Annotated in this window: 18 protein-coding genes and 1 pseudogene; 7 read left to right on the top strand and 12 right to left on the bottom strand. The window is 65.2% G+C overall.

Features of this window, described 5'->3' with window-relative positions; translation table 11 throughout:
- Positions 1 to 90 precede the first annotated feature (90 nt).
- Positions 91 to 774 carry an RES family NAD+ phosphorylase gene (locus AC3WTD_RS06100; RefSeq protein ID WP_492613231.1) on the top strand — a complete coding sequence of 228 codons (684 nt, stop codon included), beginning with the start codon at positions 91 to 93 and terminating at the stop codon, positions 772 to 774.
- Positions 775 to 822: 48 nt separating this feature from the next.
- Positions 823 to 1,101, top strand: a complete 279-nt coding sequence (locus AC3WTD_RS06095) for a hypothetical protein (protein ID WP_492613230.1) — start codon at positions 823 to 825, stop codon at positions 1,099 to 1,101.
- On the opposite strand, the gene AC3WTD_RS06090 is transcribed toward AC3WTD_RS06095, so the two are convergent.
- From AC3WTD_RS06090 to AC3WTD_RS06040, 11 genes are all read right to left on the bottom strand, one after another.
- Entirely contained in the window at positions 1,102 to 2,274 is a 1,173-nt protein-coding gene (locus tag AC3WTD_RS06090) for an acyl-CoA dehydrogenase family protein (protein ID WP_492613229.1), read from the bottom strand. It lies immediately after the preceding gene.
- 74 nt (positions 2,275 to 2,348) lie between these two features.
- Positions 2,349 to 3,827, bottom strand: a complete 1,479-nt coding sequence (locus tag AC3WTD_RS06085) for an NAD-dependent succinate-semialdehyde dehydrogenase (RefSeq protein ID WP_492613228.1) — start codon at positions 3,825 to 3,827, stop codon at positions 2,349 to 2,351.
- Between the two features lie 26 nt (positions 3,828 to 3,853).
- Entirely contained in the window at positions 3,854 to 5,002 is a 1,149-nt protein-coding gene (locus AC3WTD_RS06080; protein WP_108471214.1) for a CaiB/BaiF CoA transferase family protein, read from the bottom strand.
- Between the two features lie 37 nt (positions 5,003 to 5,039).
- A complete protein-coding gene (locus tag AC3WTD_RS06075; RefSeq protein ID WP_492613227.1) occupies positions 5,040 to 6,185 on the bottom strand; it encodes an MFS transporter in 1,146 nt (381 codons plus the stop codon).
- Complete coding sequence (locus AC3WTD_RS06070; RefSeq protein WP_492613226.1) at positions 6,182 to 8,503, bottom strand: TonB-dependent receptor; 2,322 nt, start codon at positions 8,501 to 8,503, stop codon at positions 6,182 to 6,184. The genes AC3WTD_RS06075 and AC3WTD_RS06070 overlap by 4 nt, the downstream gene beginning before the upstream one ends.
- Before the next feature lie 146 nt (positions 8,504 to 8,649).
- Complete coding sequence (locus AC3WTD_RS06065; RefSeq protein ID WP_492613225.1) at positions 8,650 to 10,095, bottom strand: aldehyde dehydrogenase family protein; 1,446 nt, start codon at positions 10,093 to 10,095, stop codon at positions 8,650 to 8,652.
- Between the two features lie 7 nt (positions 10,096 to 10,102).
- Positions 10,103 to 10,873 carry a sugar isomerase domain-containing protein gene (locus AC3WTD_RS06060; protein ID WP_492613224.1) on the bottom strand — a complete coding sequence of 257 codons (771 nt, stop codon included), beginning with the start codon at positions 10,871 to 10,873 and terminating at the stop codon, positions 10,103 to 10,105.
- Positions 10,870 to 11,631, bottom strand: coding sequence for a phosphorylase family protein (locus AC3WTD_RS06055; RefSeq protein WP_492613223.1), 762 nt, complete (start codon positions 11,629 to 11,631; stop codon positions 10,870 to 10,872). Before AC3WTD_RS06055 ends, AC3WTD_RS06060 begins: the two co-directional genes overlap by 4 nt.
- Before the next feature lie 28 nt (positions 11,632 to 11,659).
- A complete protein-coding gene (locus AC3WTD_RS06050; protein WP_492613222.1) occupies positions 11,660 to 12,499 on the bottom strand; it encodes a carbohydrate kinase family protein in 840 nt (279 codons plus the stop codon).
- Positions 12,496 to 13,092 (bottom strand): cysteine hydrolase family protein, encoded by a 597-nt coding sequence (locus AC3WTD_RS06045; protein WP_492613221.1) that lies wholly within the window; start codon positions 13,090 to 13,092, stop codon positions 12,496 to 12,498. The genes AC3WTD_RS06050 and AC3WTD_RS06045 overlap by 4 nt, the downstream gene beginning before the upstream one ends.
- A 19-nt stretch (positions 13,093 to 13,111) precedes the next feature.
- Entirely contained in the window at positions 13,112 to 13,906 is a 795-nt protein-coding gene (locus AC3WTD_RS06040) for a GntR family transcriptional regulator (protein WP_108471206.1), read from the bottom strand.
- A gap of 197 nt (positions 13,907 to 14,103) precedes the next feature.
- On the opposite strand from AC3WTD_RS06040, the pseudogene AC3WTD_RS06035 reads away from it, so the two are divergent.
- A pseudogene (locus tag AC3WTD_RS06035) lies at positions 14,104 to 14,382 on the top strand (integrase core domain-containing protein); the annotation flags it as partial.
- Positions 14,379 to 14,561 (top strand): hypothetical protein, encoded by a 183-nt coding sequence (locus tag AC3WTD_RS06030; RefSeq protein ID WP_492613220.1) that lies wholly within the window; start codon positions 14,379 to 14,381, stop codon positions 14,559 to 14,561. The pseudogene AC3WTD_RS06035 and the gene AC3WTD_RS06030, both read left to right, overlap by 4 nt.
- Before the next feature lie 263 nt (positions 14,562 to 14,824).
- Here AC3WTD_RS06030 and phhA read toward each other — a convergent pair whose 3' ends face one another.
- Positions 14,825 to 15,712, bottom strand: a complete 888-nt coding sequence (gene phhA, locus AC3WTD_RS06025) for a phenylalanine 4-monooxygenase (RefSeq protein WP_492613219.1) — start codon at positions 15,710 to 15,712, stop codon at positions 14,825 to 14,827.
- Positions 15,713 to 15,851: 139 nt separating this feature from the next.
- Between phhA and AC3WTD_RS06020 the strand changes: the two genes are divergently transcribed.
- From AC3WTD_RS06020 to AC3WTD_RS06010, 3 genes are all read left to right on the top strand, one after another.
- Complete coding sequence (locus AC3WTD_RS06020) at positions 15,852 to 16,328, top strand: Lrp/AsnC family transcriptional regulator (RefSeq protein ID WP_492613218.1); 477 nt, start codon at positions 15,852 to 15,854, stop codon at positions 16,326 to 16,328.
- Positions 16,329 to 16,519: 191 nt separating this feature from the next.
- Positions 16,520 to 17,326: a lysophospholipid acyltransferase family protein gene (locus AC3WTD_RS06015; protein ID WP_492613217.1), complete on the top strand. Its 807-nt coding sequence runs from the start codon at positions 16,520 to 16,522 to the stop codon at positions 17,324 to 17,326.
- A complete protein-coding gene (locus AC3WTD_RS06010; RefSeq protein WP_492613216.1) occupies positions 17,323 to 18,342 on the top strand; it encodes a YheT family hydrolase in 1,020 nt (339 codons plus the stop codon). Before AC3WTD_RS06015 ends, AC3WTD_RS06010 begins: the two co-directional genes overlap by 4 nt.
- Positions 18,343 to 18,395 lie beyond the last annotated feature (53 nt).

Here is an 18,395-nt window from a genome sequence, read left to right as displayed (position 1 = left end):
CGCACCCTGTGCGCGACGCTTTTGCTCCGTGCCCAACGCGAAGAGCATCGCGCACAGGGTGCGCTCCTACAGGCAGTCCATGGAGATCCGATGCCTCCGCCGCCCGTCAAACGCATCCGCTGGAATCAGGCGTACCGCATCGTACCCAGCCGCTTCCCGCCAGTCGGCGTGTACGACCGCATCGCCGACCCGGCCGACCTCGACGCGGTGTTCGCGATCGAGGCGCTGACCAATCCGCGCCTGCGCGAGGAGGCCGGCGCACTGGCGCTGGTTCCGAAAGAGCACCGTCTCAGCGGGCCGGGTTCGACACCAGTGATGGCCGCGTTCACCCATCTCAACCCCGAAGGCAGCCGCTTCTCCGACGGCAGCTGGGGCGTGTTCTATGCCGCGCACAGCGTCGCTACCGCGGTGGAGGAAACCGTCTACCACCGCCAGCGCTTCCTCGCCGCCACCGCCGAGCCGGGCTGCGACATCCAGATGCGCTGCTACCGCACCCGCGTCGACAGCAAGCTGCACGACATCCGCGGCGGCTGGAAGGCCGAACATGATGCGGACGTCTATACGGCCAGCGTAAAGCTGGCGCGCTCGCTGCGCGAGGCCAGTTCCAACGGCATCGTCTACGACAGCGCGCGCGATCCGGGCGGCGAATGTTTGGCCGCCTTCCGCCCCGACGTGGTGGCGCCGTGCGTACAGGCGCAGCACCTGGTCTATCGCTGGGACGGCATGTGCATTACGCAGGTGCTGGCAGTGTCGGAGCTGGCGCGGTCGCGCTAGTCAGGGCTCAGACCCGGTCGAGGAGGCGAGCCGCTGAAGACCCTGCGCATGCTGCTGCTGATCCTGCTGCCGTGGCCGCTGCTGACGGCGGCGCGCGACAGCTGCGAGAACGACCACGCGTCGTGGAACGCCGAGATCGCCGCGTTCCAGGCCGCGGAGTGGGCGCATCCGCCGGCGCCGGGCGCGGTGCTGTTCATCGGCAGCTCATCGATCCGCCTGTGGACCTCGCTGGTGGCGGACTTTCCCGGGACAGACCCGAGAGTGTGTATCACCCGATGGCCGGATGCCGGCAAGCTGGGCGCTTGCGGGTTGCGCAGGTTCTCTTAGTCAGAACGCGTTGATTCCTGTCACCTCGCGCCCGACCACGAGTTGGTGCACGGTCTCGGTGCCTTCGTAGGTGATCACGGATTCGAGGTTGAGCGCGTGGCGGATCGGGCAATGCTCGGTGGTGATGCCGGCACCGCCGAGGATGTCGCGGCATTCGCGCGCGATGTCGATCGCCATGCGGCAGTTGTTCCATTTTGCGAGCGATACCTGGGTCGGCTGCATGTTGCCTGCGTCCTTGAGGCGGCCGAGTTGCAGCGAGAGCAATTGCGCCAGCGTGATCCGCCGCGCCATGTCGGCGAGCTTGATCTGCACCGCCTGCGTCGCTGCGATCGGGCGCTCGAACAGCACGCGCTGCTTGGCGTATTCGGTCGTCTCGCCGAAGCAGGCGATCGCCGCTCCAATTGGACCCCAGGTGATGCCATAGCGCGCTTGGGTGAGACAGCCGAGCGGACCCTTCAGGCCCTTCACGTTCGGCAGGCGGTTCGCATCCGGCACGCGCACGTTGTCGAAGAACAGGCCGCTGGTTACCGAGGCGCGCAGGCTCATCTTCTTGTGCACTTCCTGCGCGGCGAAACCCTTGCTGTTGGTCGGCACGATAAAGCCCTGGATGCCATCCTCGGTCTGCGCCCAGACAATCGCGATCTGGGCGAGGTTGCCGTTGGTGATCCACATCTTGGCGCCGTTGATGACCCAGTCGCCGCCGTCCTTTTTCGCGTGCGTCTTCATGTTCGCCGGGTCCGAGCCGCCGTGCGGCTCGGTCAGAGCGAAGCAGCCGATCACCTTGCCGGCCGCCATCTGCGGCAACCATTCACGGCGATGTTCCTCGCCGCCGTAGGCGTAGATCGGATACATGCACAACGAGGACTGCACGGAGGCAAAGCTGCGAATGCCGGAATCGCCGCGCTCGAGTTCCTGACAGACGAGGCCGTAGCTGACCGCGTTCATGCCGGCGCAACCGTACTCGGTCGGCAGTGAGGAACCAAGCAGGCCGAGTTCGGCCATCTCAGGGATGAGCTCCGTTGGAAAGCGCGCCTGGTCGAAGCAGTCGCCGATGATGGGCAGCACGCGCTCGTCGGTGAAGCGCGCCACGGCGTCCTGCACCATGCGCTCCTCTTCGCTGAGCAGCGAGCGGACGTCATAAAGATCGGCAGGATCGAGTGCGACGGCGGGCATACGGGCTCCAGATTCGGCAAAAAATGAAAGGATCGGTACTCCGCCGGCTGCGCACGTAGCGGCGAAGTTCGGGGTCAGGTATCGACGCCGCCGAAGCACAGGTACTTGATCTCGAGATAGTCGTCGATGCCGTACTTCGAGCCTTCGCGGCCGAGCCCGGACGTCTTCACGCCGCCAAACGGCGCCACTTCGGTCGAGATGATCGCCTCGTTGATGCCGACCATGCCGTACTCGAGTGCTTCGGCGACGCGCATGACGCGATTAATGTCGCGGCTGTAGAAATACGCGGCGAGGCCGAACTCGGTGTCGTTGGCGAGACGGATCGCCTCGGCCTCGTCGCGGAAGCGGAACAGCGGGGCAACGGGGCCGAAGGTTTCTTCGCGAAAAATTTTCGCCTGCGTCGGCACATCGGCAAGTACGGTCGGTGAGAAGAAATTGCCGCCAAGCGCGTGCCGCTTTCCGCCGCTGACAAGTCGCGCGCCGTGGGCGAGGGCGTCGGCGATGTGGTCTTCGGTTTTCGCGACCGCCGCGGCGTCGATCAGTGGGCCGAGCGTGACGCCGGTGTCGAAGCCGTTGCCGACCTTGAGCGTGGCGACGGCATGTGCAAACTTTTCCTCGAACGCGTCATAGATGCCGTCCTGGAGAAGAATGCGATTCGCGCAAACGCAGGTCTGTCCCGCATTGCGGTATTTGCAGGTCAGAGCGCCGGCGACTGCGGCATCGAGGTCGGCATCGTCGAAGACGATGAACGGTGCATTGCCGCCGAGCTCCATGCTCGCCTTCTTTATGCCTGGCGCGCAGCGCGCGAGCAGTTCTGCGCCGACCTCGGTGCTGCCGGTGAACGAGAGTTTGCGCACGAGAGGGTGGGCTGTGAGTTCGCCGCCGATTGCACGGCCCGATCCGGTGATCACGTTGCACACGCCCGCCGGCAGGCCGGCGCGTTCGGCGAGTACGGCGATCGCGAGTGCGGAAAAGGGTGTCTGGCTTGCGGGGCGCAGCACGCCGGTGCAGCCGGCCGCCCAGCCGGGGCCTGCCTTGCGCGTGATCATCGCCACCGGGAAGTTCCACGGCGTGATCGTGCCGAATACGCCGATCGGCTCCTTCCGCACGAGAATGCGGCGGCCGGCGCGGTCCGGCGGAATCACGTCGCCGTAGACACGCTTGCCTTCCTCGGCGAACCATTCGATGAAGCTTGCCGCGTAGGCGATTTCGCTACGGCTCTCGGCCAGCGGCTTGCCCTGCTCGGCGGTAAGTATGCGCGCGAGATCCTCCTGGTGCGCGAGCATGAGTTCGAACAGCCGCCGCAGCGGCTGTGCGCGAGCCTTGGCGGTCAGCGCGCGCCATGCGGGCAAGGCGCGCGCCGCAGCTTCGATGGCGCGGGCGGTTTCGGCCGCGCCGAAGTCGGGTACACAACCGAGCAACGCGCCTGTCGCCGGATCGGTGACCTCGATCGCCGGGCCCGGACCCACGGGGATCCACTCGCCACCGATGAAGTTCGCTTCGCGCAGCAAGCCTGGGTCGTCGAGCATGGAAAGGAATTCGGTGTTGGCCATGAAAGAGCTCCGAAGAAAAATTCGAATCAGGACCGGCTTGCCAGCTCGGCGAGAATTTCCGCCCCGTGTTCGTCGAGGCGCGGTGAGCGACGGTTCGTGGTGAGCGCGCTGTCCGACATGCGAATCGGCGTGCGCAGTCCGGGAATGCCGTCGTTCTCCACGAGCATTTCGCGCGCGCGGAATTGCGGATCGGCGAATACGTCGGCGACGCTGTTGATCGGACCTGCCGGCACGCCGGCCGCGTCGAGCGCAGCGAGTAAGTCGGCACGGCTGCGCTGGCGGGTCGAAACCGCGAGCAGGCCGGCGAGTTCCTCGCGATGCTGAACGCGCAAAGCATTGGTCGTGAACCGCGCATCCTCCGCCAGCGCCGCAAGATCGAGGATGCGGCACAGCCGCACGAACTGCGCATCGTTGCCGGCGGCGACGATGATGTGGCCGTCGGCGACGGGGAGAGTCTGGTAGGGCGCGATGTTCGGATGCACGTTGCCGAGGCGATGCGGCGTTGTGCCGGAGGCCAGGTAGTTCATCGCCTGATTGGCGAGCACGCCGGTCATGCAGTCGAGCAGGGCCATGTCGATGTGCTGTCCGCGGCCGGTCTTTTCGCGCGCCAGCAGCGCGGCCTGCACGGCGACGACGCCATAGAGGCCAGTGAAGATATCGGCAAAGGCGACGCCGATCTTCTGCGGCTCGCCAGCCGGGTCGCCGGTCAAATCCATGATTCCGGAAAGTCCTTGGATCATGAAGTCGTAGCCGGCGAGCGACGCATACGGTCCGGTCTGGCCGAAACCGGTGATCGAGCAGTAGATCAGACGTGGATTGAGCGTCGCGAGGCTGGCGTAATCGAGGCCGTACTTCGTCAGTCCCCCGACCTTGAAGTTCTCGATCAGCACATCGGCTGTCGCGGCGAGCTGGCGCACGGTTTCGAGGCCTTTCTCGCTGGCAAAGTCGGCGACGATCGAGCGCTTGCCGCGATTGCAGGCATGGAAGTACGCAGCGGTCTTCTCGCCGCCGCACTCGATGAACGGCGGCCCCCAAGTGCGGGTGTCGTCGCCGGCGGGGCTTTCGACCTTGATCACCTCGGCGCCGAGGTCGGCGAGCGTCTGGCCGAGCCAGGGGCCGGCGAGAATGCGGGCCAGCTCGACGACGCGCAGACCGGCGAGCGGTGCGGTGGACATGATGGACTCCGGGCGAGTATCGCTGTATGTCTCGAATTTACCGATCCGCAACGAGGAGCAGGACGAAGCTCGCTGCCAACGCCACCGCGCCAACGATGCCGAGCGCAGTGGTGCCGGATACCTGAAATGCGGCACCTCCGACGAGTGGGCCGAGCGCGGTACCGAGTCCCTGCATTGCCGCGATCAACGCGACGAAGCGGCCACGCACGTCGCATTGGCTGACGATCGCCATTTGATGCGGCAGGCCCGTGCCGACGCCGAAGCCGAGGCCGGCGATGACGAAGGCGAACCACGCGATCGTGCCGGCATGGCCGAGCGCGGCCATGCACACCGCGAGCAGGACGTAACTTGCGACCAGGACCTGCCAGCGACCGAAGTGTTTGCCGAACAGGGCGATGCCAACCGAACCGAGGCCGGTGAAAAGGAGATTGGAGGAGAGCACCGAGGCAACGGTCGGGCCGGCGAAGCCGGCTTGCGTGCCGATGCGCTCGGCGAAAGCCCAGACCGCGGCGAAGGCCAAGCTGAAAAGGGCGATGGCCGCCAGACCGCAGGCAAGCGGCAGGCGTTTTTCGTCACCCGTGCCGGTGTGGGTCGTGGCCGCAGTGTTGTCGAGCCTCGCGGGAAGCTTTACCGCAGCGGCGGCCAGCAGGCCGATCAGCAAGGCGATGGCCGTCGTCATGCCGAAGAGGCCGCCCTGCGGCAGCACGAGATGGCCAATGACGAAGGTTATGGCGGCAAGCATCGGATAGCCGATCGCGATGGCCAGGGCGAACACGCGTTCCGCATTCGGCGTGGCACCGAAGACGCGATAGGCGACCACCCAGAATGCGCCAAGTGCAAGGCCGATGCCTGAGCATGCCGCCAGCGCAGGGGGGTAGCCGATGCCGCGGGCGAGGCTCGCCAGCCCCAACCATACGAGCAGCACGCCAGCCGCGACTACCCCTCGCGGCGACATGCGCGTGCTCCACCAAGGCGCGGCGAGCCCGGCTATGGTGAAGCCGGCGAGGTAGGCCGAACCGAGTGCACCGGCCTGTGTGGCGGAGAGCCCGCCACGATCTTCTTGCAGGCCGATGAAAAATGGCAGGAACGCCCAGAACAGGCCGCCGGCGGTGAACAGGGCGATCGCCGCGCCGATCGCGGCACGATCGGGCGCCGTTGCCGGGGTGGAATGCGTCTGGCTCACAGGTCCATGCCGAAGCTGACGCCGAAGGTGCGCGGCATGCTCCAGTCAAGACCGGCAATGCCCGCACTGACCACCTGATAGGCCTCGGTGACGTAACGACGGTCGGTGAGGTTATGCACCCACAACTGCACGTGCCACTTGCCGGGGCCGTTGTCGAGCGTGACACTGGCGTTGGCAGTCATGTGAGGAGGCGAGATCAACGCGCGCGTACCGAGAAGGTCGCGGTAGATCGTATCTTCCCATTTCACGTCCATTTGGGGCACCAGCTGGTAGTCGCCCGAGATATCCCAACGATAGCGTGTGCTCGCGTTGAATTGCCGGGTCGGCGAGTTGGCGAGCGGGCGTCCCTTGATATTGACAATGTTGCCGAAGAGGTCCTGCACGAACAGGTCGCGCAGTTCGGTGTGCAGGTAGGCGCCGCCGAGGGTGACGTCCCAGAACGGCGTCGGGCGGGCGATCAGTTCGAGTTCGCCGCCGTAGATGTCGGCGCCTTTGCCGTTGGTCAGGTACGGCGCATTGACGCCGGTGCGGTTCTCCACAGCAGTGAGCTGGATACCTTTCCAGTCGTTGTAGTAGATCGCGCCGTTGAGCTGCACGCGCTTTTGCAGCGCGGTGAGTTTGAAGCCACCTTCATAGGTGACCGCGGTTTCGGATTTCGTCGGTTCGAGCGACTGCGGATTGGAGATGAAGTAGGCGCTGTAGGTGCCGGCGTTGAAGCCGCGCGACACGTTGGCATACAGGAGCAGATTCTTGTTCGGCTTGTAGTCGAGCCCGAGCTTGCCCGACAACTGGCTCTGGTCCATGCGGCTGGTGCCGGCGAACGACGTGAGCGCCGCGCCGCCGTTGGGCGTGAAGATCTCGCGGTAATCGTACTGGCGGCGCACGCCGCTATCGCGCAGCCCCGCGGTGAGCTTGAGTTTGTCGGTGAGGGCGTAGTCGATCTGGCCGAATGCGCCCCACGTCGAGGTGCGCAGGGTCGAGTAGTCCGCGATCGATGCGCCGAACCAGCGCGTGAAATCGGAGACGAAGATCGGATTGCCGGAGAGACGATCGTGCGAATAGTAGAGGCCCGTCATCCAGTTGAGCCGCTCTTTTGTATTCGAGGCGAGGCGCAGTTCTTCGGAGAACTGGTTGATGTCGCTACCGCGCACCGTGTCGATGATGTTGTTGGGGCCGGCGTCTTCGTCGTAGCCGGCACGCCGCGTCATCCAGTCGTAGCCGGTGACCGAGGTCAGCTTGACTGCGTCGAGATCCCAATTGATCTCAGTGGAGAAGCCTGCGCTCTTGTCGTGATTGCGGCCGTGCAGGCTCAGCGGATTCCGGTATGGGTCGTTGCTGGTGTTGTGGTAGCCGCTGACGTCAACACATTGTGCATTTGCCAGGCCGATATTGCCGGCGAGAAAGGCGGGACAGATCTGGCCCGCATTTGCCTGGCCCGGCGGCACGAGCGCGGCGACCTGCGAAAATGGCCACGTGTCGGAGCGGTCCGTACCACCGTGAAAGTTGACCAGCACCGACAAGGCATCGGTGGGGTTCCAGAGTACCTGCGCGCGCCAATACGCCTGGCGTAACTGGCCCGTCTTAGTGCCGTCCGCGCTGTTGCTGAACGGCCCGCTCCATTGGCGCACGAGGCGCGTGGACAAGCGGTAGGCAACCTTGTCGGACAACGGCCCACCGATCGCGCCTTCCGCGGCGGCATATTGATAACTGCCGTAGTCGACGGTGAAATAGCCATCGGGATAGAACGTCGGCCGTACCGAGATGAGGTTCATCGCACCGCCGATCGTGTTTCGTCCGTACAGCGTGCCTTGAGGGCCCTTGAGCACCTCGACGCGGTCGAGGTCGAACATGCGCAGGCCGAGCAGTGGCGGCGAGGACAAGTAGACGCCGTCGGCGTAGACGCCGACCGACTGCGGCGACAGTTCGGTGAAGTTGTCCGCGTTCATGCCGCGGATCGTGATCTCGGGATAGCCGTTCTCGCCGAACGGGCCGTGCATGTTGATGCCAGGCGAGTAGCGGGCAATGTCGGTGAGCTTGGTCGCGCCCATTTCGCGCAGGTCCGAGCCGACGAAGGCGTCGATCGTGATGCCCGTGTCGTTGATCGAGACCGCCCGGTGTTCGGCGGTGACGGTGACTGCCTGCAGCTCCGCAATGTTCTTGGCGGGTTTATTAGGTGTCTCGGCCTTCTTCTTTGCCGGCGGCACCGTGGTTTTGGTGGGCTGCGCTGCATCGGACTCGTTGGCTGCGTAGGCGGGCGACGCACCGACGAGGGCAGTGGTGGCGAGGAGGGCAAGAAAACTGCTGACGGAATGGTTCACAAGCACTCTCCCGAGCAATGCTGACTTGGAATTCCCCTCGCGAGCGCAAGAGGGTAAGTTATTTCTACATGATGACAATGTATATATGACTGGTTGACTAGTCAAGTGGCATCGTATTCGTTGGCCAGATGCCGGTTTCGAACCTGTCAGACGCGCCGCACCCGCATGCGGATCGCCTTGGTTTGCAGGTAGGCGTCGAGTCCTTCGCGACCGAGTTCGCGCCCCATGCCCGATAGTTTCCAGCCGCCGAACGGCGCCTGCAGCTCGGAGGTGTCGTTGACGTTGACGCCGATCATGCCGAACTCGAGGCGCTCGGCGAGTGCCCAGCCGCGCTCGAGATCGTTGGTATAGAGGTACGCGGCAAGGCCGAATGGCAGGCCGTTGGCTAGTTCGAGCATGTCGTTCTGGGTCGAGAAGGCACGGATCGCGGTGAGTGGGCCGAACGTCTCGGCGTTCATCGGCAGGCTGTCGAGTGGCGCATCGTCGATCAGCGTGGGGCGGAAAAAATGGCCTCCGCGGAGTGCCGCATCTTTGGGCGCGTGGCCGCCGGCGACGAGCTTGCCGCCCTTGCTGAGGGCATCGTCGAGATGCTCCCGCGTGCGGCTGATCACGCCGGCGTTGAGCGTAGGTCCGTAGGCGACGCCGGGCTCGCTGCCGGGGCCGAGCTTGATCGACTCGGTCAGCGCCACCAGGGCGTCCACGAAGCGGCGGTGTACGCGCTGGTCGACGAGGATGCGATTGACCGCGATACAGATCTGGCCCATGTTCGAAAACGAACGGCGCACGGCGGCGGCGGCGGCGGCTTCGATGTCGGCGTCGGCGAGCACGATGAATGGTGCATGGCCGCCCAGTTCAAGGACCACGCGTTTCAGGTTGCCCGCCGCGCGGCGGGCGATATCCTGCCCGGCAGCGACCGAAGCCGTCGCGGAAATCGCTGCAATGTCCGGGTGCGCCGACAATGCCGCGCCGGCGCTGGGGCCCGTGCCCGGCAGGTTGGCGAGAACGCCGGCCGGCAGCCCCGCAGCGTGGAAGCAATCGACGAGGCGAGCGATCGCGAACGGCGTTTCGTGGGGTGGCTTGATGACGATCGGGCAGCCCGTGGCGAGCGCGGGCGCGATCTTCCAGCAATACAAATCGACCGGATAGTTCCACGGCACGATGCCGGCAGTGACGCCGATAGGCTGACGCGAGACCACGGTTTTGACGTCGAGGTCCGCGGTCGGACGCAGTTCGCCGCCGAGGCGACGGCCTTCCTCGGCGTAGTAGCGCAATACCTTGAGCCCGAAATCGACTTCCTTGCGCGCATCGGGAACGGGTTTGCCCTGTTCGAGGGTCAATAGGCGGGCAATTTCGTCGCCTTCGGCTTCGATTCGGTTGGCGGCATCGTGCAGGATCGCCGCTCTCGCATCGGCCGGCATGCCTGCCCATGCAGGCAGTGCCCGTTTGGCGGCGGCGACTGCACGGTCGACGTCAGCGGCATCGGCCAGTGCGGTCCGGCCGATGAGGTCGCCGGTGGCCGGATCGCGTACTTCGAACCAGTTATTATTCAGCGGCGCATGCCACTTGCCGTCGTAAAATAGAGTGGTTTCCATGTGCGACTCACATTGTCCGCATCGAGAGCCGGCGCCACAGCTCGGCGTAGTTGAGATCGTTCTGGCGATCGGCCGCGGCTTTTTCGGTCGTGTTGGGATTGACCATGAGCATCGGCTTGGCCCCGCGCGCGGCGAGCTTCTCGACCGTCGCCGCATTGATCGCCTGGCCGATCGCGATCGCGAGGCTCGTCGAGGTGGCGCCGGTGCGGCCGGCGACGCCTTCGACCTCGAGCGCCGCGTCGCCCCTCGGCACACCGGTATCGATCACGACGTCGGCGATTTCGTAGAGGTGCTTGCCGCTGGAATGGCGCGAGGGGGTTGACGACGAATGCGGCACGCTGGTCACGCCGATGACGCGCAGCCCGCGGCGTTTGGCGCCTAGCGCGATATCGAGAGTCACCGCGTTGAGGCCCGAATGCGAGAAGATCAGCATGCTGTCATCGGACTCGATCTGGTGCGCGGAGAGAATCGCGTCGCCGTAGCCCTCCTGCGCGTGGATGAAGCGGTATTGGCGCGCCCCCATGTCGCCGAGTACGTGGTGGAACGAGATCATCGTGCTTTCGACGATGGGGCGAAAACCGACGACGGTACCGGTACGCGGAAACATCTCAAGCGCGGCGAACGCACCGTGCCCGGTGCCGAACGTGAACACGAGACGGTCGCGGGCGATCGTGTCGGCGCAGATTTCGGCTGCGGCATCGATCGCTGCCGCTTGCGTATCGAAGATATGTTCGAGGCGACGGGAAAGAAGCTGGTGATAGTCGCGAACGATGCTCATGCGTGGGTTTCCTCGATGGTGGCCGGAGTGCGCACGAGCGCGTCCAGGCCGAAACGGAACAGCTCGCTTTCGCGGGCAAGCATCGTTTCCGCACCCAGCTTGTCCCGGGTCAGGCTGTCGACGCTTGCCACGCAGAGCGTGCCGACGCGGGCGCGTAGCGCCGCAGCAGCGGCGAACAGTGCAGAACTCTCCATGTCGATCGCGTGGACACCCTGGGCGATGAGCGTGGCGCGCGTCTCCTCAACGCGTGCGGTATCGGCGGGATCAAGCGCGAACATGTCCCGATAGAAGCCGTCGTAGCTGGCGAAACGTACCTGATGCCAAGTCCGGCCGCTCGATGCGAGCGTGCTCTCCAGGTTCGCGCGCAGGTCGACGTCCGCCATAGCGCGATCACATGGCCCCGCATACACCTGTGAGGTGCCTTCGCGGCAGAGCGCGTCGGCGCCGACGACAAAATCGCCAAGCCGGATTGGCGGCAAGGTCATGGCGGTGCCCATGCGCAGGAAGCTGCGCACGCCGAGATCGAACAGTTCGTGCAGGACGATGGTTGCGATCGGTGCGCCCATGCCGAAGGTGGCGGCGGTGATGCGGGTGCCGTTCCACGTTCCGGTGATCGTGCGCAACATGCGGTTTTCGCCGAGCCATTGGACGTCGGTGAGCAGGTTGGCCAGGCGATCAATGCGACCGGGGTCGCCGAGCAGTACGGCTCGCGGAGCCACTTGGCCAGAATTAATACCGAGATACCAGGCGCGTTTCATCGAATATGACTCTCGTAATTTGCAGAACTTAGGTACGCCGGCGCAGCAGTTCGGACGAAGCGAGCGCGCCGGACCGCACGGCGGCGACGGGATCCGTCTCGCCGCCGAGCAGGGCGGCGAGCGTCGCGCCGGCCAGCGTATCGCCGGCTCCCGTTGCATCACCCACTTGCAACGGGGTGACGGGGATATGCATCGTGGTGCCGCGGCTGCGGATGTGGATTGGTTCGGCGCCGCGCGTCTCGACAACGATTTGTTCGGCATCGGCATCGACTGTGGCGTCGTCGATCCAGGTGCGTTCGTCACCGTTGCAGAATACGTAACGTGCGCGTTGCCCGAGCCGTGTGCGCAGTTCGGGCGGAAATGAGATTGGATCGTTCTTCGCGACCCATACGATGAGAGCGTCGTCACGCGCGATGTCGAGCGCGCGCAATCCACAGGCGGCGGGGCCGACGGTAACCACGACCATATCGGCCTTGCGGATCAGGTCTTCCTGTGTCGACGTCGTGGCGCTGCCCGCCGAGCCGAAATCGATCAGGCATGCGCAGCGGCCGTCGTCCTTATAGAGCAACATGGAAACCGGCGTCGTGGCTCCGGTTGAGGCATCGATACCCTGCGTGCCGATGCCATGGCGATGGCAATGGTCGGCATAGAGATTTCCCATGGCGTCGTCGCCGGTCCAGGTGACGATATCGACGCCGAAGCCGGCTTGTGCAAGCGGACGCGCGACATAGAACGAGCACCCGCCGGGCCGCGGCCACTCATCGTGCGGACGGCTGCTGATACGGCTGGTCCAACCCCAGCGGACATCGCCGTCAACGCTCGCGGCGTAGTCGAGGCAGGCGTAGCCGAGCACGGCGATGCGGGTCATAAGAGCACCTTGCAAGCGTCGTCGGTCGACGATAGCCAGCCCATGTAGCGACGAATATCCTCGCGGGCGGCGGCGGCGAGTTCGGCGCGGTTGGAGTTGGTGGCATCGCCGACAAGCAGGCAGCGATAGCCAAGGCCGAAACCGTCCTGGATCGTCGCGCGCACGCAGACGTTGGTCTTGACTCCGGCGACAATGAGGCGGCGCACCCCGTTTTCGCGAAGGAGCAAGTCGAGATCGGTGCTGAAGAACGCGCTGAAGCGACGCTTGATCAGGCCGATTTCGCGTGGAGCACCGTCCGAAGGCGGGCCGAACCCGGTGAAATACTGCGCATTGAAGGAATCGCCTTGTCCATGCGCTGGCAGCTTGTGCGACTCGAAGTCGGCGAGTCCCGGTCGGTGCACGTCGGCGACGTGGACGATCAGGCGGCCGCCGCTTCGTGCTGCATCAAGCAGGATGGCAAGTTGCGGCAGGATGTGTTGCGCTTCTGGATAGAAGTTCTCGCCGTCAGGATGGAAAAATGCGTTCTGTACGTCGACCAGGACGAGGGCGACCTCGCCTGCGCTAGGATCGATTGCGTTCGATGTCCCCGACATGGTGATTTCCCCCTAGATCTCAGGAAATCTTCCAGCCGAGCCGTTGCAACTTGGCCCGGCTTGAGCGTCCGGCTTGCGGAACTGCGAGGCTGACCGTGTAGCTGTAGCTCTCGCCTGCATAATCGGATTCGACTATTTCAAGCAGGCCACTGTCGGCGTCGTAGCTCTTGCGATGCAGCGTCATCAATACGGCACGAGCCGGTAGCTTGAGCAGGCGAGCTTCCTGCGCCGTAGCCGCGCGCGCGTGCAGGATCTCCTCGGCATGATCGACCGGAATGCCGGCTTCGGTGTAGGCGCGATAGAGGGAAAAGTCCGGCGCGCGCAATTCCTCGGCGTTTTCCGGAGCGAGCGCCTTCAAGCGACTCGCGATGCGCATCGGCAGGATGCTGTTGTGGATCGACCATGGTGTGCCATCGACAAAGCGCAAGCGCAGGAGTTGCACCGCCGCGGTAGTGCAGCCGTATTGCAAGGCTTGCTCGCGCGTCAAATCGTTGCGCTTCAAAAGCTTGTGGGAGGGCTTGCGGCCATGCTGTCGCACGGTTTCGGAAAAGCTCGCGAGCAGACCGGGCTGGCGATGCAGGGCAGGGCGCGAAACGTACGTGCCAGCGCCTTGGCGGCGCTGAACGAGACCTTCCTGAATCAACATTTCGACAGCGCGTACCACCGTGCCGCGGCTAATGCCGTACAGACGACACAGTTCCGGTTCACTCGGCAATGTATCGCCGGGATTCCAGCGGCCCGACAGGATGCCCTCGCGCAAATCGTTGGCGAGCTGCAGGTAAAGGGGAGACGCTTGTTTGGTCAGCGATGGCATGTAGGTATTCTCGCATTGTTAAGTTGACTAGTCAACTAATAGAACCCATGACGTCCTTGTAGATGACTTGAAGGGAAGTTCAGCTGGCGCGGCGGGGGGAGTTTAGAGGATGGCCGAAGCTGGCCCGCCCAGCACGGCATTCGGGCCAAGGGCAGGAAGCGGTTCAAGGTCGCCACCGACAGCAACCACGACCTGCAGATTTCAGGGCGGTGCTCGCGGACTACGGCATCGCCGCGTCGATGAGCCGGCGCGGCAACTGCTGGGACAATGCCTGCAGCGAAACGCTGTTCGGTTCGCTGAAGGTGGAGCGACTGCACGGCCAGCGCTTCCTCACCCGTCGCCATGCCAAGGATGAAACGCTCGCTTGGCTGCTCCGGTACGGCCAGTCCCGATTGCACTCCACCTTGAACTACGTCAGCCCGATGCAGTTCGAGCAACACTGGCCGGCGGGCCAAGCTACGCAAGCCAGCTCATGACCCCGGTTGCGCAGATGTACGCCAGTCGCGACGACGATTTCGGAAACGGCCGCCTCGGCCGCACGGTCTTCGAGCAGACGATCGAGCATCAAGCCGAACGACTGATGGACGACCCCGCCGCATCGACGCGGATCATCACCAGGGCCGACGTTCTCAGGCTGCGAACTGAGACAGCGTGAACGGTGGCCTGGCAGGAGCCCAGTTTGGATTAAGCCATGAATCGGGTACGGGTTGACCCATGTGTCGAGGGTGACCGGTATCAGCAAGCCTTTACGTACTTGAAAGTCACCGACAAACAGCAATAACCACTCCATGGGTCCGCTTCCGACCCGAAGCGGACATCGCGGATGTCATCGAGCGAAACGCCTACGTCCGCATCTGATGCCGAGAGATTCCGGCTTTCTTCAGGATGATGCGTGGCGTGCGGTGACTTGCCTCGCAATCACGTATCCGCGCCGGTCGCAAACCCTTCGCGCGTGCCGCGGGTGAACACGCGGTCGCCGTCCAGCACGTCGCCGGCGGCGTGCGCGGGCTCGGCCTTGAGCTTCGCGTAGATCGGCGTGAAGTCCGGGCGAGTCGCCTCGAACAGCTGCTCGAAACTGTCGATCACAAAGTAGGTCTGCTGGTAGGTGTCGATGCGGTAGCGCGTGCTCATCACGCGCTCCAGGCCGAAGCCGATGCGGTTCGGCGAGGGCGAATCGAGGCAGTAGATCGACTCGCCCTTGGAGCTGACGATGCCGGCGCCGTAGATGCGCATGCCTTCGTCGGTGTGGATCAGGCCGAACTCCACCGTGTACCAGTACAGGCGGGTGAGGTTCATCAGCGCCTCGGGGCCGATGCCGAACGCCTTCATGCCGCCGCGGCCGTAGGCCTGCATGTAGTCGGCGAACACCGGGTTGAGCAAGAGCGGCACGTGGCCGAACAGGTCGTGGAACAGGTCCGGCTCGCTCAGGTAGTCGAGCTGCTCGGGCTTCCTGATCCACCAGCTCACCGGGAAGCGGCGATGCGCCAGGTGGTCGAAGAACACCTCGTCCGGCAGCAGGCCCTCCACTGCCACCAGCTCCCAGCCGGTGGCCTTGCGCAGCACGCGGGTGACGTCCTCGAACTTCGGGATGCCGCCGTTGCCCAGGCCGAAGCGCTCCACGCCGGCGAGGAACTCCCGGCAGGCGCGCCCAGGCAGCAGTTCGCGCTGGCGCTTGAACAAGGTGTCCCACACCTCGTGGTCGCTGCGGCTGTAGCTGGCCCACGGCTGTTCGACCACGCCGGTGGCGTAGACCGGGATGTAGCCGCGGTCGGTCTGCTGGTGTTCGACTTTGCGTGGCGTGTCCATGGACTCGATTCCGGTGCGGCCTGGGGCAAGCCACAGCATACGGCGGCTCCGCCGCACCAGGGTTGTTTTGTTGCATTGATTGACGCAAGAAATGCACTATTCTTGCCTGAATATAAGCATTATGTGAGGTTTATTGCGCATGACGACACTCGACCGTACCGACCTGCGCATCCTGGCCGTATTGCAGAGCGAGGGCCGCATCACCAACGCCGAGCTGGCCGAGCGGGTCAGCCTGTCGCCCTCGGCCTGCCTGCGCCGGCTGCAGCGGCTGGAGGGGGACCAGGTGATCACCGGCTACGCCGCCCAGGTCGACCCGCAGGCCGTGGGGCTGGGCCTGCAGGCGTTCGTGCGGGTGCAGCTGGTGAAGCACGAGAGCGCGGCGGTCGAGGGTTTCGTGGCCTGCGTCAACGGCTGGGACGAGGTGGTCGCCTGCCACGCGCTGACCGGCGACATGGACTACCTGCTGCACGTCTACGTGGCCGACCTGAAGGACTTCTCGCGCTTCCTGCTCGACCATCTGCTGAACGCCGCGGGGGTGGCCGATGTCAATTCCAGTTTCGTGCTGCGCACGGTGAAGCGCTCGCCCTCGCTGCCGTTGGCCCAGCTGGAGCGCTGATAGGTTGATTCTTCAACCTCTCAGACCGGCCACGAAGGCCGGGCATGAAACAGTCACGCGTGACTGTTTCATGTGAGCGAGTCCAGGCGTGTACCGGACTCGCGACAGAAGAAAACCACAGGACGTGGTTTTCTTCACGAACTCTGAGCCGCGCCGCGGCCGCAGTCGACTGACGCTAAACTAACTGACCGATGAGCATCGACACCACCACCACGGCCGAATCCGAGCGTGACCCGCTGCGCCCGCTGCGTTACCTGTGGCGGGTGCCGCTGGTGATGCTGCACCTCGTGCTGGGCGTCGCGCTGTGCGCGCTGATCCTCAGCTGGAACCAGCGGGCGGTGATGAAGGATGGCCGTGAGCCGTTCGCGCACCGCATGATCCGCTGGTGGTCGCTCGGTTTGCTGCGCATCCTCGGCCTGCGTGCGGTGCGCTTCGGCGAGGTGCAGCGCGACCCGGTGCTGTTCGTGGCCAACCACACCTCGTGGATCGACATCGTGATGCTGCACAGCCAGCGCGCGGCCTGCTTCGTGGCCAAGGCGGAGATCGCCGGCTGGCCGCTGGTCGGCTGGCTGGCCAGGAACGGCGGCACCATCTTCCATCGCCGCGGCAACAACCATTCGTTGTCCACGGTGATGCAGGCGATGGTCGAGCGGCTGCGCGAGGGCCGCTCGGTGGCGGTGTTCCCGGAAGGCGGCACCGGCTACCACGGCGTGCTGAAGGTGTTCCATGCGCGCATCTTCCAGGCGGCGCTGGACGCCGAGGTGCCGGTGCAGCCGGTCGCGCTGCGCTTCGCCCGCGGCGGGCGGCGCGTGCTCGACGCCGGCTTCCGCGAACACGAAAGTTTCGTGCGCAACATCGTGCGCATGCTGGGCGAGGCGGCGCTGGACGCCGAGGTGCATTTCCTGGCGCCGGTACCGGCCAGCCCGGACGCGCGCCGGCGCATGGCCGAGCTGTCGCGCGAGCGCATCGCCGCGGCGCTGGAAGACCGCACCGGATGAGCCTGCTGTACGGAAAGGATTTCCGCCCGCCCTGGCCGCTCACCAGCGGCCACATCCAGACCATGCTGTCCTCCAGCGGCGTGCGCCGCCTGCTGCTGCCGCGCGCGGCGAAGGCCGTGCTGCAGGGCGCCGAGGCGGTGGTGGTCGACGGCGGCGGCGGCGTGCGCCTCACCGGCGCCTACACCGCGCAGCGCAGCCGCCCGCAGCCGCGCGGCCTGGCCGTGCTGTTCCATGGCTGGGAAGGCAGCGTGGACTCCACCTACGTGCTGCAGACCGGCAGCCGCCTGCTCGCCGATGGCTGGGACGTGTTCCGCCTGAACTTCCGCGACCACGGCGACAGCCACGGGCTCAACGAGGCGCTGTTCCACTCCTGCCGCCTCGACGAGGTGGTGCACGCGCTGGGCGACATCGCCGCACGCTGGAGCGCGCGGCCGATGGCGCTGGCCGGCTTCTCGCTGGGCGGCAACTTCGCGCTGCGCGCGGCCATGCAGACCTCGCGGGTGGGCATTCCGCTCAGCTACGCGCTGGCGGTGTGCCCGATCATCGACCCCGGCGAAGGCCTGTTCTCGCTGGAGGAAACCGCGCCGTGGTTCTACCAGGCCTACTTCATGCGCAAGTGGCGGCACTCGCTGCTGGCCAAGCAGAAGGCATTCCCGCAGCACCGCTACTTCGAGATGTCCGAACTGAAGCAGCACCTGCGCGGGCTGACCGAGTCGCTGGTGCTGCGGCATACCGACTTCAAGTCGCTGCAACAGTATCTGGACGGCTATTCGGTGGCCGGCGACGCCATGCAGGCGCTGCAGATTCCCGCCACCATCCTCACCGCCAGGGATGACCCGGTGATTCCCGTCGCCGGCTTCGAGAAGCTGGAACTGCCCGCCAACGTCGAGCTGGACATCGCGCCCTACGGCGGCCACTGCGGCTTCATCCGCGGCTGGGACATGACCAGCTACACCGACGACTACATCGCCGCGCGCTTCAATGCGGTGGCGGACGCAGCCATGCCGGCGGGCTGAGTACCGCTACGATCGCCTGGAGAGCGGGTGCCACGGACGAATGCGCACCATCA

Source organism: Rhodanobacter sp. FW106-PBR-R2A-1-15 (assembly GCF_058789735.1).
Note: the sequence above shows the minus strand (reverse complement) of the source record. Positions and strands in the feature narration are given on the sequence as shown.